Below are 13670 nucleotides of genomic sequence, written 5' to 3'. Positions count from 1 at the left end.
GCGTCGGGGACCGGCGTTGATCAGCAAGTGACCGATTCGGTGCCCACGGCAACTGTCTCATCGTACCTGAACGGTCCCTGAGCCGTCCCGATTCCCAGGTGGTGGCCGTGCGCGCGGGGCGGGTTGTTGTGACTTGAGTCACACCGATGGCGCCGGTAGCCTGCGTTCGTGTCCGCCCCCGACCCCGCCGCCGCCGACCTGTTCGGGCTCGTCGCGTACGGCGAACTGCTCGCCTTCGACCGCCTCGCCGCCGACGCGCGCCTCGCGCCCGACCTGCGCCGCCGCGCCGCGCTCAGCGAGATGGCCGCCACCGAGATCGCGCACTACAGGTGGCTCACCGACCGGCTCGCCGCCTGCGGCGTCACCCCGGAGGAGGCGATGGCCCCCTACGTCGAGGCGCTGCGGGCGTACCACGACTCGACCGAGCCGCGGGACTGGGCGGAGGCGGTGACGAAGGCGTACGTGGGCGACGCGATCACCGACGACTTCCTGCGCGGGATCGCCGACGGCCTGGACGGGCCGGACCGGACGCTGCTGCTGGACGTGCTGCACGACTCCCGGTACGCCGAGTTCGCCGCGGCCGAGATCCGGGCCGCGATCGAGGCCGATCCCCGGGCGGCCGGGCGGCTGTCGATGTGGGCGCGGCGGCTGCTCGGCGAGGCGCTGTCCCAGGCGGGCCGGGTGGCCGCCGCCGACCGGGGCGCGCTCGTCGCGTTGATCGGGCGGACCGGCGGGGACGTGCCGGGGCTGCTGCGCCGGCTGACCGAGGCGCACACCGCGCGGATGACAGCGGTCGGCTTGAACAACTGAGCCGCCGTGGCGGGAGGCCCGCCACGGCGGCCGGTGCCGCGGGAATCAGCGAACGGTGAACCCGACCGCGCGGGGCGACGCCTCGGCGATCTCGACGTAGGCGACCTTGCCGACCGGCACGATCACGCGCCGGCCCTTCTCGTCGGTCAGGGAGAGGGTGCCCTCGCTCTTGGCGAAGGCGTCGGTCACGATCTGCTCGATCTCGGCCGGCGACTGCGCGCTCTCCAGGACCAGCTCCCGCGGCGCGTACTGCACGCCGATCTTGACCTCCACTGTGCCTCCTCAACTGGGGCGAAAAAGCCACCGTGGGAAGGCTATCCGATCCGGCGGCCCGATGTTCAGGCTGACTCACCTTGCAGCGGGAAGCTGGCGATGCCCCGCCAGGACAGGGCCGCGACCAGCGCCTCGGCCTCCGCCTTGGGCACCTGACGGCCGCCGGCGAGCCAGAACTGGGCGGCCGTCTCGGCGGCGCCGACCAGGCCCGAGGCGAGCAGTTCGGCGTGCGAGCGGCTGACCCCGGTGTCCGAGATGATCGTGTCGGTGATGGCCGCGATGCAGCCCTGCTCGACCCGCTCCACCCGCTGCCGGACCGCCGGATCGTTACGCAGGTCCGACTCGAAGACCAGCCGGAACGCCTCGCTCTCGTGGTCGACGAAGTCGAAGTACGCGCGCACCGCGGCGCCGACGCGCTCCTTGTTGTCGTTGGTGCCGCTCATCGCGTCCTGCACGTTGGCCACTATCGCGTCACAGTGCGTGTCCAGCAGCGCGAGGTAGAGCTCCATCTTCCCGGGGAAGTGCTGGTAGAGCACCGGCTTGGAGACACCGGCCCGCTCGGCGATGTCGTCCATCGCGGCGGCGTGGTAGCCCTGCGCGACGAACACCTCCTGAGCGGCGGCGAGCAGCTGCTTACGGCGCGCCGAGCGGGGCAGGCGGGTGGGCCGACCGGCGGTCTGTGCACCGTTCCCCACTGCGGTCATCGGATCCTCCGAGTATCTGCGTACGAGCCGGCACGTATCACCCGAACCGGTCCGGGTTCGTGAACCCGTCGCGGAATTGGCCCGCCGCTGTAACTTATCGCCACTGTCACCACACGGTAGCCTCAGCGGGGGCGACCAAGGAGCGCGCGGTGAGTGAAACAGGGCAACCCGGAGCCGCCACCCCGGGAGAGCACGGCGACGGGACGGGCCAGCAGGACGACCCGGCCCGTACCGGCGGTTGGGCGCCCCCGCCGAACGGCTGGTCCCGCGGTGCTCCGGCGCCCGGCGGCTGGCCCTACGGCGACCTCGGCGGCTGGGCCGCCTCCTCGCCCCGGCACGGCGACCTGCCGGCCCCGCTGCCCGGCCACTCCACGCCGGAACCGGGCCGCGTCAACGGTCGTCACGTCAACGGCGTGCACCACGCCGGGGAGGAGTCGCCAGTGACCCGCCAGGCGCCGGTCAGTGCCCCGCCCGCGGACGAGCCGCCCCGGCCTGCCGACGGCGAACGGCTGGCCGTGCCGGCCCCGCGCCCGGCGCCGACGATCGAGCAGCCGACCGACCCGGGGGAGACCGCCGGTTCCCGGCACGCCGCCGACGACCCGGCCCCCCGGGCCCCGCGCTGGGCCGAGAGCGGGCCGACCTCCGCGCCACCGGCGCTCCAGGTCCCGCCGGTCGGCGCCGCCGCCTCCGGGTTCGAGGTGCCGCCGGGCTACCACGCGCCGAACACCGAATCCACCCCGTCGCTGTCCCGGGGCTGGGCCGACCGGCCGGTCACCCCGCCGCCGGCCGCGAGCCGGGCGGAGCACGCACCGGGCGAGGTGCACCCGCCCGAGGGCCGGGCGGCCGGCACCGAGCCGCGGGCCGCCGCCGACCCGCCGGCGGGTGACGACCCGAGGGCCGCCGAACCGGACTGGTCCGGGCCGTCCTGGAACCGCCCGAGCTGGGGTGACGGCTGGGCCCCGCCGTGGGCCCGCACCGACGAGCCGCCGGCCCGCCGGGCCGAGGAGCCGCCGGCCCGGGGCGCGGAGGAACCGCCCGCCCGCCGGGCCGAGGAGCCCGCCGCCGAGCGCCGGGAGTGGGAGGACGACAGCGCCGCCCACCGCACCGTCCGCGAGGACCGCGCGGCCGAGTGGGCGCCCGAGCCGGTGCGGCCGTACGAGCCGGCCCGCGTCGAGCCGCCCGCCGCCTACGAGCCACCCCGGCCCGAGCCGGTACGGCCGTACGAGCCGCTGCGCGCCGAACCGGCCCCCGGCCCGGAGACGACGCGGCAGTACCCGCCGCCCGCCGAGCCCGAGGCGTCCCGGCCGTTCCGGCTGGCCCGGGGCGACGCCGAACCGCCGCACGGGTACGAGCGGCCCTCCTGGGCCGGGCCGCCGGTGCCGGTCGCGCCGCTGATCACGCCCCCGGGCCCTCCGCCGACGAGTGCCCCGCCCGCGCCCGGCGCGCCGCCCGCGCCGGCCGGTGGATACGCCCCCACGGAGGCAGCCGCCCCCGCCCCACCGACCTCGGGCGTGCCCGCCACGAGCGGCCCGCCGCGGTTCGACCCCACCCCCGCGCCCCACCCGACGAGCGCCCCTCCCTACGCGGCCCGCCGGTCCGCACCGGAACCGGTGCCGGCCGCCGACGCGGTCGCCGAGCCCCGACCGGAGGAACCGTCCCCCGTGCTGCCGCAGCGCGTCCCCTCGGAACCGGACGTGCCCGTCGTGCCGGAGCCACCGGCAGTGGAACCGTCCGCCGAGACCCCCGAACTCGCCCGCATCGCCACCCACCTGCGCCGCGACGACGAACCCGCGCCCCTGCGGGAGCGGCCGGAGGGCTTCGACGTCAACGCGATCCTCGACGCGGTCCGCGAGGTGGCGGGCGTACGCGACGCCGCGCTGCGCCGTACCCCGGCCGGCGCGCACAGCCTCCGGCTCGACCTGGCCGACGGCGCCGACCCGGCCGAGGTGAGCCGCCTGGTGGCCCGGCTGCTCCAGGAGCGGATGGGCCTGGCCGCCGCCCCGCAGAACCTGCCCGGCGCGCCCGCCGTGCCGCCGCCGGCCCCGCTGCGCCGCCGCTCGGCCCGGCTGGAGCGTTCCGGTGAGCCGCGTACGGGCGAGAACCGGGCACCCGGCGCGCCGCCAGCGCCGGTCGAGGCCCGCACCGCGCAGCCCGAGCCGGTCGAGGCCCGCAACGGTGACGAGACGGCCGGCGACGAGATGCCGGCGCGGACCGGTGTGGTCCGTCCGGCCGCGAACCGCTCCGGTGACGCGCGGTTCGGCGCGGACCGCGCCACGCGTCCGGCCGAGGCGCCCGGCGACGCCGACGAGCCGCCGCGCCGCCGCCGGCAGGCCACCCACCGGGGTCGCGCCGCTGTCGACGAGACGTCGCTGGCCGCCGCGCCGACCGGCATGTCCACCGGCAGCCCGGTCACGCTCGGGACGTCGTACTCCGGTGGGCAGATGACCACGACGGAGACCGCGCCGTCGCGACCGCTGGACACCGGCGGCGTGCCGGGGCCCCGGGTGGTGATCGAGCACGTCCTGGTGAGCACGTTCGGCCTGGACGCCACCACCGAGGTCCGTCTGGTCGCTGGCGACCGCACGGCCGAGGGGCACGCCACCGGGCCGGCCGTCGACGGGTACGTGCTGCGGCTCTGCGCGGTGGCCGCCGCCGCCGCGGTGGACGAGCTGCTCGGCGGGAGCGTCCCGGCCGGCGAGCGGGGCCGGTGCTTCGTGGAGCACGCCGCCGTGGTGCCGTTCGGCAACTGCGAGGTCGCCACCGTGGTGGTGCTGCTGGTCTGCGACGGCTGGGTGGAGCAGCTGGCCGGTTCGGCGCTGGTGGCCGGGGATCCCCGGCAGGCGGTCGTGCGGGCCACGCTCGCGGCGGTGAACCGGCGGCTGGAGGCGCTGCTCTCCTGAGCCGGTGTGCGGTACGGCCCGTCCGGGGAAGACTGGAGACATGAAGCGCGCCGCACTGTGGCCGGAGCACAGCCTTCCCGCACACCACGTCCCGCCGCCCTGGCCCGGCCGGCACGTACCCCTCGACGGCACGCTCGTGCACGTCCGCGACACCCCGGCCACCGGTCCCGGCGCGGAGCCCGCGCTGTACGTGCACGGCCTCGGCGGGTCGGCGCAGAACTGGACCGACCTGGCCGGCCTGCTCGCGGACCGGCTCGACGGCCAGGCGATCGACCTGCCCGGGTTCGGGCGCAGCGAGCCCGGACCGCGCTACACGATCCCGTCCTTCGCCGAGCGGGTGATCCGCTGGATCGAGCACAGCGACAGAGGGCCGGTGCACCTGTTCGGCAACTCGCTCGGCGGCGCGATCTCGGTCCGGGTGGCGGCGTTGCGCCCGGACCTGGTCCGCACGCTCACCCTGGTCTCGCCCGCGCTGCCGTTCCTGGACTTCCGCCGCTCGTTGCAGGGGCGGATGCTCCCGTTGCTGGCGATCCCCCGGGGCGAACGCCTGGCCGCCTGGCGGCTGGCCCAGTTCAGCCCGGAGGTGACCGCGCAGCAGGTGATGGAGGCGTGCGTGGCGGACCTGACCCGGATCAGCGAGCAGCGCCGGCAGGAGGCGATCGACGAGATCCGGGTCCGGTACGAGGCGGCTCACTACGCCGCCGCGTACGTGCGGACGTTCCGGGGCCTGGTCGGCAGCTTCCTGCGGTCGTACCTGCCGGGGGAGGGCGCGCTCTGGCGGCAGGCTTCGGCGGTCCGGGCGCCCACGCTCGTGGTGGGCGGGCGGCAGGACCGGCTGGTCGACGTGCGGGTGGCGCCGCAGGCCGCGCGGGTCATCCCGGACAGCCGGCTGCTGATGCTCGACGGCGTCGGGCACGTGGCCCAGCTGGAGGTGCCACGGACCGTGGCGCGGGCGGTGCTCGGGCTGCTCGCCGAGGCGACACCGTCGCCCACCACCGGCATGGGGGAGAGCGGAACGGAGCGTGACATGGCAGGCTGAGCCGGATGCCCAGCTCCCGCCGCCCTCGTGCCACACGCTCCCGTTCCTCGTTTCCGCGCTGGCGGACCGCGCTCGTGGTCTGCGCCTTCGTCGCCGCCGCCGCGGTCGGGGTCGGCGTGGCGGTGCAACTGCCGTCGGCGGGCGCGGGGACGCGGGTCACCGACGGGTTCGTCGCCCAGCCTCCGGCGCCCACGCGGGAGCCGTCCACGCCGAGCGTCGCGCCGCCGCCTCCGGTGGCGCCCAGTTCGCCGGCTGCGCCGGTGCTGACGCTGTCCGGTCCGGGGCCGGCGAAGGGCCGGGGCAGCTTCGCGTACGACGAGCGGACCAGCGGCGTGCTCGGCCGCTCGGGGACGCTGCGCCGCTACCGGGTGGCGGTGGAGAACGGCTCCGGCGAGGAGGTCCGTGCCTTCGGCGAGGCGGTGCAGCGCGCCCTGGCCGGCCCGGGCAGCTGGGTCGACGGCGGCACGCTGCGGTTGCAGCGGGTCGGCCCGGGCGACCGGTACGACTTCACGATCTACCTGGCCACCCGGGACACGGCCGGGCGGCTGTGCGGGGCTGGTGGGATCGACATCCGGGTGGGCGGGGTGCCGTACACGTCGTGCCGGGTACCGGGCAAGGTGGTGATCAACCTGGACCGGTGGCGGACCTCGGCGCCGCACCTGGTCGAGGCCGGGATGCCGCTGGACACGTACCGCCTCTACGTGGTCAACCACGAGGTGGGTCACCAGCTCGGGCACCGGCACGAGGGGTGTCCGGGCGCGGGACGGGCGGCGCCGGTGATGCAGCAGCAGACGCTCTTCCTCAAGGGCTGCCGGCCGAACCCGTGGCCCTACCTGGGCGGGAAGCGGTACACCGGGCCGGCCCTCTGAGCCGTTTTGCGAAGAACATTCGCGGCATAGGCGGCAAAAGCAGCTAAATGCCCGAATTGCGTGGCACGCTGAGGTCATGACGTCGTCGTCCCCTTACGACAACCCCGCCACGCCGCCACCCGAGCGTCCCACCTTGCGCCGGATGCGCCGGCGCCGCCGCCGCTCGGTGCTGCTGCTGGCGATGCTGCTCGCGGCCGTCGGCGGCGCGGCCGGGATCACCCGGTTGAACGCGCCGCCGTCCGGACACGGCGGGACGTCACTCGCCGCCGAACCGTCGCTGGCGCGCGGCGCCGAGGCCGACGTCCCGGCGGCGGCGCCGACCGGCTACCCCACCGCCGGCCCCGGCACGTTCGCGGTGGCCCAGGGCCGATCTCCGGTACGCGGACAGGAGGGCCCGCTGCGCCGCTACCGGGTCGAGGTCGAGCAGGACACGGGGCAGGACGCCGACGAGTTCGCCGCCACCGTGGACGCGGTACTGGGCGACCCGCGCAGCTGGATCGCCTCGGGGGATCTGCAGGTGCAGCGGGTGCCCGAGGCGGCCGCGGCCGACTTCACCGTCTACCTCGCCACCCCCGTCACCTCGGAGCGGATGTGCGCCGAGGGCGGCCTGCGCACCGACCGGTACACCTCCTGCCGGCTGCCCGGCCGGGTCGTGCTCAACCTGGCGCGCTGGATGACAGCGGTGCCCGACTACGGCGCCCCGATCGAGGTCTACCGCACCTACGTGATCAACCACGAGGTCGGGCACGAGTTCGGCGAGCTGCACCAGGCGTGCCCCGCGCCCGGCGCGCCCGCACCGGTGATGCAACAGCAGACGTACGGGCTGGACGGCTGCCTGCCGAACGCCTGGCCGTACGTCGGCGGGGTCCGGTACGAGGGCGAGCCCACCGACGGCGTCTGAGTTATTCCCGGTCCCGCAGTTCGGGCGCAGTGTCCCTCATCATGGCCGATCCCCGCCCGGGCGAGCGACAATGGCGCGGTCACACCGCCGATCCCGGGGAGTCCACCGTGTCGTTGCCCCCGCTCGTCGAACCCGCCGCCGAGCTGACCGTAGACGAGATCCGCCGCTACTCGCGCCACCTGATCATCCCGGACGTCGGGGTCGAGGGGCAGAAGCGGCTGAAGAACGCCCGGGTGCTCTGTGTGGGCGCCGGTGGCCTCGGCTCGCCGGCGCTGCTCTACCTGGCCGCGGCCGGTGTCGGCACGCTCGGCATCATCGACTTCGACACCGTCGACGAGTCGAACCTCCAGCGCCAGGTCATCCACGGCGTCTCCGACGTGGGCCGGTCCAAGGCCGAGTCCGCCGCGGCGTCGATCCGCGAGATCAACCCGCTGGTCAACGTGGAGATCCACAACACCGCGCTGGACCGGGAGAACGTCCGGGACATCTTCTCCCGGTACGACCTGATCGTCGACGGCACCGACAACTTCGCCACCCGCTACATGGTCAACGACGCGGCGGTGCTGCTCGGCAAGCCGTACGTCTGGGGTTCGATCTACCGCTTCGACGGCCAGGCGTCGGTGTTCTGGGCCGAGCACGGCCCCTGCTACCGCTGCCTCTACCCGGAGCCCCCGCCGCCCGGCATGGTCCCCTCCTGCGCCGAGGGCGGCGTGCTCGGCGTGCTCTGCGCGTCGATCGGGTCGATCCAGGTCAACGAGGCGATCAAGCTGCTGGCCGGCATCGGTGAGCCGCTCGTCGGCCGGCTGATGGTCTACGACGCCCTGGAGATGAGCTACCGCAAGATCAAGGTCCGCAAGGATCCGAACTGCGTGCTCTGCGGTGAGAACCCGACCCTCACCGACCTGATGGAGGACTACGAGGACTTCTGCGGCGCCGTCTCCGACGAGGCGCAGGAGGCGGTGGTCGACTCGACCATCACCGCGCTGGAACTGAAGGACTGGCAGGACTCCGGCAAGGACATCTTCCTGGTCGACGTGCGCGAGCCCGCCGAGTACGAGATCGTCCGCATCCCCGGCGCGACGCTCATCCCCAAGGGCGAGATCCTGTCCGGCGAGGCGCTGGCGAAGTTCCCGCAGGACCGGCAGATCGTGCTGCACTGCAAGTCCGGCGTCCGCTCCGCCGAGGCGCTGGCCGCGCTGAAGGCGGCCGGCTTCTCCGACGCGGTGCACCTCCAGGGCGGTGTGCTCTCCTGGGTCAAGCAGGTCGACCCGTCGCTGCCCGCGTACTGAGTCGTGTCGATGGTCCCGCCCGGCGCTCCGGGCGGGCCCATCGTGCTCTCCGGGCCCCTGGCGTGGGCATACGCCCGATCACGGCGACCGCTGGGCCGGGTGGTCCTGACCGAGCTACCGAGGCGTGACGTCGCCCGCGCCAGTACCGTCAGTGCCGTGGTGGACTTGGACGCGGCGATCGGATTCGTCGTCGCTCACGGTGACGCGGTGGACCGCGCCCGCCTCTCCCGGCTGCGCACCGGCGCTCCGGTGCCGCCCGAGGTGCTCGACGCCGCCGAGTCCGGGCAGGCGCCGGGCGGCGGCTGGCCCGCCGTCCTCGACGACGAGGTCGCCTCGATCGACGCGACCTGCTTCCGCCTGGCCGAGCTGGACGACCTCGGCGCGCTGGGCCGCCCCGCCGCCCGGCACGCGCTGGACTGGCTGGCCGCCCGGCAACTACCAGACGGCGGCTGGGACGAGGACCCCTCGCTGGCCGGGCTCGCCCCCGAGTGGGCCACCCCCGGTGATCCCGAGGCCCGGCTCTACCAGACCGCCAACGCCGGGTTCTGGCTGACAGTGGCCGGGCTGGACGCGCGGGCCGCCGGTCCACTCGACCACCGGGTCGGCGGCGCGTACGCCGGTGTGGTGCAGGCGGCGGCCCAGGCGCTCGCCGCGCAGCTCGCCCCGGACGGCAGCTGGCCGTCGTTCCTGCCGGCCGGTTGGCTCGCCGCCGCGGTGCTGCACCGCCAGCAGATGTACTACGAGGCCGCCCGCATCCAGGCGGTGCTGGCCGACCGGATCCCCCGGATGTCCCCGGCCGACGTGGCCTGGCTCGCCGCCACACTGCGGCGGGTCGACGTGGGCGAGGAGCAGTGGCTGCTGGTCTCCGCGCGCAGGCGGCTCACCGAGACGCAGCGCAGCGACGGCGGCTGGGACAGCGACGACGGCCACCAGTTCGACGTGCACACCACGTTGCGGGCGATCCGCGCGTGCCGTCCGAACACGCCCGAGGCGCCGGTGTCCGGGGCGCCGTTCGTGGTGCCGCAGACTGCCGAGCTGCCCGCGCCGCCCGCGGTGCCGGCCCCGCGCCCGCGCCGGCTCCCCGCATCGCCGCCGCCCGCGCCCGACTCTGGGCCGCCCGCCTTCACGCCCGCGTCGCCTGCGCCCGTGTCTCCGCTGCCCGCCCCGGCTCGCCCGTTGACCGGCCCGGCCGAGGCATCGGCCGGACCGGGGATCGCGCCCGCGCTGTCGGACGGCGCGCCGGAGCTGTTTCCGGCCCGGGGTCTCGGGCCTGAGACCTGGTTCCGTCCGGACACCGGGTCGGATGCGATGCCCGGATCGGGAGCAGGGCCTGATCCGTCAGCCGGTGTTGAGGTGTCGGCCGGTCCGGACAGTGGGCAGGGACTGTGGTCCGCCTGGATCGTCACGCCCGATCTGCTCCCCGACGAGAGCACCAGGCCTGCCGCACAGCTGGCACCGGAGCTGCTGTCCGGCCCCGTGCCGCCCGTTCTGCCTCCGGCGGTTGCGGTGCCACCGGCCGCCCCGGTGTCTCCGGATTGCCTCCGCTCGTAGTCCCCGGGCTGATGATCAACACCAGATCGGGGAAGTAGCGGCATCAAAGGTGCCGGGATACCCCCACTTCCCCGATCTGGCGCGTGACTGGAGATCAGCGCAGGTGGCCGTCTCCGGTCACCACGTACTTGGTGCTGGTCAGCTCCGGCAGACCCATCGGGCCGCGCGCGTGCAGCTTCTGCGTCGAGATGCCGATCTCCGCGCCGAACCCGAACTCGCCGCCGTCGGTGAAGCGGGTGGACGCGTTGACCATGACCGCTGCCGAGTCCACCCGGGCCACGAACTCCCGGGCCGCCCGCTGCGAGTCGGTGACGATCGCCTCGGTGTGGCCGGTGCCGTACCGGCGGATGTGCGCGACCGCCGCGTCGAGCGAGTCGACCACGGCCACCGAGATGTCGGCGGAGAGGTACTCGGTGCCGAAGTCCTCCTCGGTGGCCGGCACCACGGCGTCGGAGTGGGCGGCGACAGCGGGCGTGCCGTGCACAGTCACCCCGGCCTCGGCGAACGCGGCCAGCACGGCCGGCAGGAACGCGTCCGCCACGTCCCGGTGCACCAGCAGCGACTCGGCGGTGTTGCAGGTGGACAGGCGCTGGGTCTTGGCGTTCAGCGTGACCGCCAGGGCCTTGCCGAGGTCGGCGGCGGCGTCCACGTACACGTGGCAGTTGCCCACGCCGGTCTCGATCACCGGGACCGTCGACTCCTCGACCACGGCGCGGATCAGCGACGCGCCGCCGCGCGGGATCAGCACGTCGACCAGGCCGCGGGCGCGCATCAGCTCCTTGACCGAGTCGCGCGTGCTGGAGTCGAGCAACTGCACCGCGTCCGCCGGCAGCCCGGCGCCGGAGACCGCGTCGCGCAGCACCGCGACCAGCGCCGCGTTGGAGTGCGCGGCCGACGAGGAGCCGCGCAGCAGCGCCGCGTTGCCGGACTTCAGGCAGATCCCGGCGGCGTCGACAGTCACGTTGGGCCGGCCCTCGTAGACGATGCCGACCACCCCGAACGGCACCCGTACCTGGCGCAGCTCCAGACCGTTGGGCAGGGTCGAGCCGCGTACCACCTCGCCCACCGGGTCGGGCAGCGCGGCCATCTGGCGCAGCGCGTCGGCGATCGCCGCCACCCGGCCCTCGTCGAGCGCGAGCCGGTCCAGCACGGCCGCGGACAGCCCGGCGTCGCACCCGGCTGCCAGGTCCGCCGCGTTCGCGGTCAGGATCTCCGGTGTACGCGCCACGAGCGCGTCGGCCATCGCGTGCAGCGCGGCGTCCTTGACGGTACGGGTGGCCGTGGCCAGGGCTTCCGCCGCGTCCCGGGCTCGCCGGGCCTGCTCGACGACGCTCATCGTGCGTACTCCTTCGGGGGTGGTTTAAGGAAGGGCCCCTTATTAACAGACGTCTGTTAATAAGGGCCCCTTCCTTACAGCAGGACCAGGTCGTCGCGGTGGACGACCTCACGTTCGTACGCCGGGCCGAGCGCCGCGGCGAGCTCGGAGGTGGACCGGCCGAGCAGGCCGGGCAGCTCCACCGCGTCGTAGTTGACCAGTCCCCGGGCCACCGGTGCCCCGGCGGTGTCGACCAGGTCGACCGGGTCACCGGCGGTGAACGCGCCGTCGACGGCGGTGATCCCGGCGGGCAGCAGCGACTTGCGGCGGCCCACCACCGCCTGCACCGCGCCCGGATCGAGGTGCAGCCGGCCGCGGGGGGCGGTGGCGTGCGCCAGCCAGAACAGGCGGGCTGCGGGGCGGCGGCTGCTCGGGTGGAAGTACGTGCCGACCGGCTCCCCGGCCAGCGCCGGCGCGGCCAGCGGCGCGGCGGTCAGCACCACCGGAATGCCGAATCCGGTGGCGATCCGGGCCGCCTCGACCTTCGTCACCATGCCGCCGGTGCCCACCCCGGCCCGGCCGGCCCCGCCGACGTCCACGCCGGCGAGGTCGCCCTCGCCGTGCACCTCGGTGATCCGGGTGCTGCCCGGGCGGGCCGGGTCGCCGGTCCAGAGCGCGTCGACGTCGGAGAGCAGCACCAGCAGGTCGGCGTCGACGAGCGCGGCGACGAGCGCGGCCAGTCGGTCGTTGTCGCCGAACCGGATCTCCTCGGTGGCCACCGTGTCGTTCTCGTTGACGATCGGCACGGCGCGCAGGTCGAGCAGCTTGCGCAGCGTCCGGTACGCGTTGCGGTAGTGCGCGCGCCGGGTCACGTCGTCCACGGTGAGCAGGACCTGCCCGACGGTACGGCCGTGCCGGGCGAACGCGGCGGCGTACCGGCCGATCAGCAGGCCCTGGCCGACGCTGGCGGCGGCCTGCTGGGTGGCCAGGTCGCGCGGACGCCGGGGCAGCCGCAGCGGGGCGAGCCCGGCGGCGATCGCGCCGGAGGAGACCAGTACCACCTCGCGTCCGGAGGCGGCGAGCCCGCCGAGCGTGTCGACGAGCGCATCGACACGGGCGTCGTCGAGGCCGCCCGTCGCGGTGGTCAGCGAGGACGAACCGATCTTGACGACGATCCGCCGGGCCGAGGTGACTGCTTCGCGCACCCGACCATTCTGCGCGCTGCGGTCTGCGGGGCCGCGGTGCGTTCCCATATCGTGGCAGGTCGCGACCGGTGCTCCGACGAAGCTCACACGAAATCGGTTGCTCGTCGAACGAACAGTTTTGATCGTCCGGTTAGCGGCACACATCCGCGGATTCCGCTACATAGCGTCTTCTTCGCCGAGTACGCCGACACGCTGCGGGCGGACTACCCGGTGCCGGACCTGACGGGCACCGTGCAGTTCGAGCCCGGGACACACGTGGGTCACACGTACGACGCCAAGGGCGCCGTCACCGGCCGGCGCGCCGTCACGCTGGAGCGGCCGAGCCGGTTCGCGGCGGACGAGCGCATCCGGGTGCGCGGCCGCGGCATCAGCTACCACGTGAGCGGTGGTGAGCTGGGCGGCTACTGGCTGGCGGCGCGGGGAGACCTGGCCATCGCGACGCTCGCCGGCTGAGGCCCCTTATCGTGGCTTCCCGTGACACCTGACGAGTACGTCGAGGCGGTGCTGTCGCTGGTCGAGCGGATCCCGCCGGGGCGGGTGATGTCGTACGGGGCGGTGGCCGACGCGCTGGCCGAGCGCTCGGGGCGGGCGTCGCCGCGACTGGTCGGCTCGATCATGGCCCGGCACGGTGGCGGGGTGCCGTGGCACCGGGTGGTGAACGCGGCCGGCCGGATGCCGCCGGGGCACGAGCGCAAGGCCCGGGAGCGACTGCTCGCCGAGGGGTGCCCGCTGCGCGGGGACCGGGTGGACCTGGCGGCGGCGTCCTGGTCGCCGGACGAGGGGATGTGACGCGGGCCATAACGTGAGTAGCATT

At 74.9% G+C, this 13670-nt stretch carries 12 protein-coding genes and 1 pseudogene; 9 read left to right on the top strand and 4 right to left on the bottom strand.

Going from position 1 to position 13670, the window contains the following annotated elements:
* Positions 1–168: 168 nt before the first annotated feature.
* Positions 169–810, top strand: a complete 642-nt coding sequence (locus ACPCK6_RS05335; RefSeq protein ID WP_396881065.1) for a ferritin-like fold-containing protein — start codon at positions 169–171, stop codon at positions 808–810.
* 45 nt (positions 811–855) lie between these two features.
* On the opposite strand, the gene ACPCK6_RS05330 is transcribed toward ACPCK6_RS05335, so the two are convergent.
* Together ACPCK6_RS05330 and ACPCK6_RS05325 are read right to left on the bottom strand one after the other, a co-directional pair.
* Positions 856–1083: a DUF3107 domain-containing protein gene (locus ACPCK6_RS05330; protein WP_013288692.1), complete on the bottom strand. Its 228-nt coding sequence runs from the start codon at positions 1081–1083 to the stop codon at positions 856–858.
* Positions 1084–1148: 65 nt separating this feature from the next.
* A complete protein-coding gene (locus ACPCK6_RS05325) occupies positions 1149–1787 on the bottom strand; it encodes a TetR/AcrR family transcriptional regulator (protein ID WP_013288691.1) in 639 nt (212 codons plus the stop codon).
* Positions 1788–1936: 149 nt separating this feature from the next.
* On the opposite strand from ACPCK6_RS05325, the gene ACPCK6_RS05320 reads away from it, so the two are divergent.
* The 6 genes and pseudogenes from ACPCK6_RS05320 to ACPCK6_RS05295 form a co-directional block, all read left to right on the top strand.
* Positions 1937–4687 carry a hypothetical protein gene (locus tag ACPCK6_RS05320; protein WP_423480479.1) on the top strand — a complete coding sequence of 917 codons (2751 nt, stop codon included), beginning with the start codon at positions 1937–1939 and terminating at the stop codon, positions 4685–4687.
* Positions 4688–4727: 40 nt separating this feature from the next.
* Complete coding sequence (locus ACPCK6_RS05315; protein WP_423480478.1) at positions 4728–5726, top strand: alpha/beta fold hydrolase; 999 nt, start codon at positions 4728–4730, stop codon at positions 5724–5726.
* Between the two features lie 5 nt (positions 5727–5731).
* Positions 5732–6595: a DUF3152 domain-containing protein gene (locus ACPCK6_RS05310; RefSeq protein ID WP_396881068.1), complete on the top strand. Its 864-nt coding sequence runs from the start codon at positions 5732–5734 to the stop codon at positions 6593–6595.
* Positions 6596–6671: 76 nt separating this feature from the next.
* A complete protein-coding gene (locus ACPCK6_RS05305; protein ID WP_423480477.1) occupies positions 6672–7496 on the top strand; it encodes a DUF3152 domain-containing protein in 825 nt (274 codons plus the stop codon).
* Between the two features lie 41 nt (positions 7497–7537).
* Positions 7538–8785: an adenylyltransferase/sulfurtransferase MoeZ gene (gene moeZ, locus ACPCK6_RS05300; RefSeq protein ID WP_030269268.1), complete on the top strand. Its 1248-nt coding sequence runs from the start codon at positions 7538–7540 to the stop codon at positions 8783–8785.
* A 9-nt stretch (positions 8786–8794) separates the two neighbouring features.
* A pseudogene (locus ACPCK6_RS05295) lies at positions 8795–9760 on the top strand (hypothetical protein); the annotation flags it as partial.
* A gap of 670 nt (positions 9761–10430) precedes the next feature.
* Here ACPCK6_RS05295 and ACPCK6_RS05290 read toward each other — a convergent pair.
* Positions 10431–11672 carry a glutamate-5-semialdehyde dehydrogenase gene (locus tag ACPCK6_RS05290; protein WP_396881070.1) on the bottom strand — a complete coding sequence of 414 codons (1242 nt, stop codon included), beginning with the start codon at positions 11670–11672 and terminating at the stop codon, positions 10431–10433.
* A gap of 74 nt (positions 11673–11746) precedes the next feature.
* Positions 11747–12856 carry a glutamate 5-kinase gene (gene proB / locus ACPCK6_RS05285; RefSeq protein ID WP_396881071.1) on the bottom strand — a complete coding sequence of 370 codons (1110 nt, stop codon included), beginning with the start codon at positions 12854–12856 and terminating at the stop codon, positions 11747–11749.
* Positions 12857–13066: 210 nt separating this feature from the next.
* On the opposite strand from proB, the gene ACPCK6_RS05280 reads away from it, so the two are divergent.
* Both ACPCK6_RS05280 and ACPCK6_RS05275 read left to right on the top strand, forming a co-directional pair.
* The gene (locus ACPCK6_RS05280) at positions 13067–13309 is read left to right on the top strand and encodes a hypothetical protein (RefSeq protein WP_423480476.1); all 243 of its coding nucleotides are present in this window, start codon (positions 13067–13069) and stop codon (positions 13307–13309) included.
* A 21-nt stretch (positions 13310–13330) separates the two neighbouring features.
* Positions 13331–13645, top strand: coding sequence for an MGMT family protein (locus ACPCK6_RS05275; RefSeq protein WP_396881073.1), 315 nt, complete (start codon positions 13331–13333; stop codon positions 13643–13645).
* Positions 13646–13670: the final 25 nt, after the last annotated feature.

Source organism: Micromonospora sp. AB353 (assembly GCF_049538395.1).
Lineage (GTDB): Bacteria > Actinomycetota > Actinomycetes > Mycobacteriales > Micromonosporaceae > Micromonospora > Micromonospora aurantiaca.
This window is presented reverse-complemented; position numbering and strand designations above follow the sequence as displayed.

What these genes read in the sequence shown, in the direction of transcription:
- ACPCK6_RS05310 (WP_396881068.1), top strand. Translation starts at nt 5,732, where the DNA reads ATGCCCAGCTCCCGCCGCCCTCGTGCCACACGCTCCCGTTCCTCGTTT.
- moeZ (WP_030269268.1), top strand. Translation starts at nt 7,538, where the DNA reads ATGGCCGATCCCCGCCCGGGCGAGCGACAATGGCGCGGTCACACCGCC.
- ACPCK6_RS05325 (WP_013288691.1), bottom strand. Translation starts at nt 1,787, where the DNA reads ATGACCGCAGTGGGGAACGGTGCACAGACCGCCGGTCGGCCCACCCGC.
- ACPCK6_RS05315 (WP_423480478.1), top strand. Translation starts at nt 4,728, where the DNA reads ATGAAGCGCGCCGCACTGTGGCCGGAGCACAGCCTTCCCGCACACCAC.
- ACPCK6_RS05305 (WP_423480477.1), top strand. Translation starts at nt 6,672, where the DNA reads ATGACGTCGTCGTCCCCTTACGACAACCCCGCCACGCCGCCACCCGAG.
- ACPCK6_RS05290 (WP_396881070.1), bottom strand. Translation starts at nt 11,672, where the DNA reads ATGAGCGTCGTCGAGCAGGCCCGGCGAGCCCGGGACGCGGCGGAAGCC.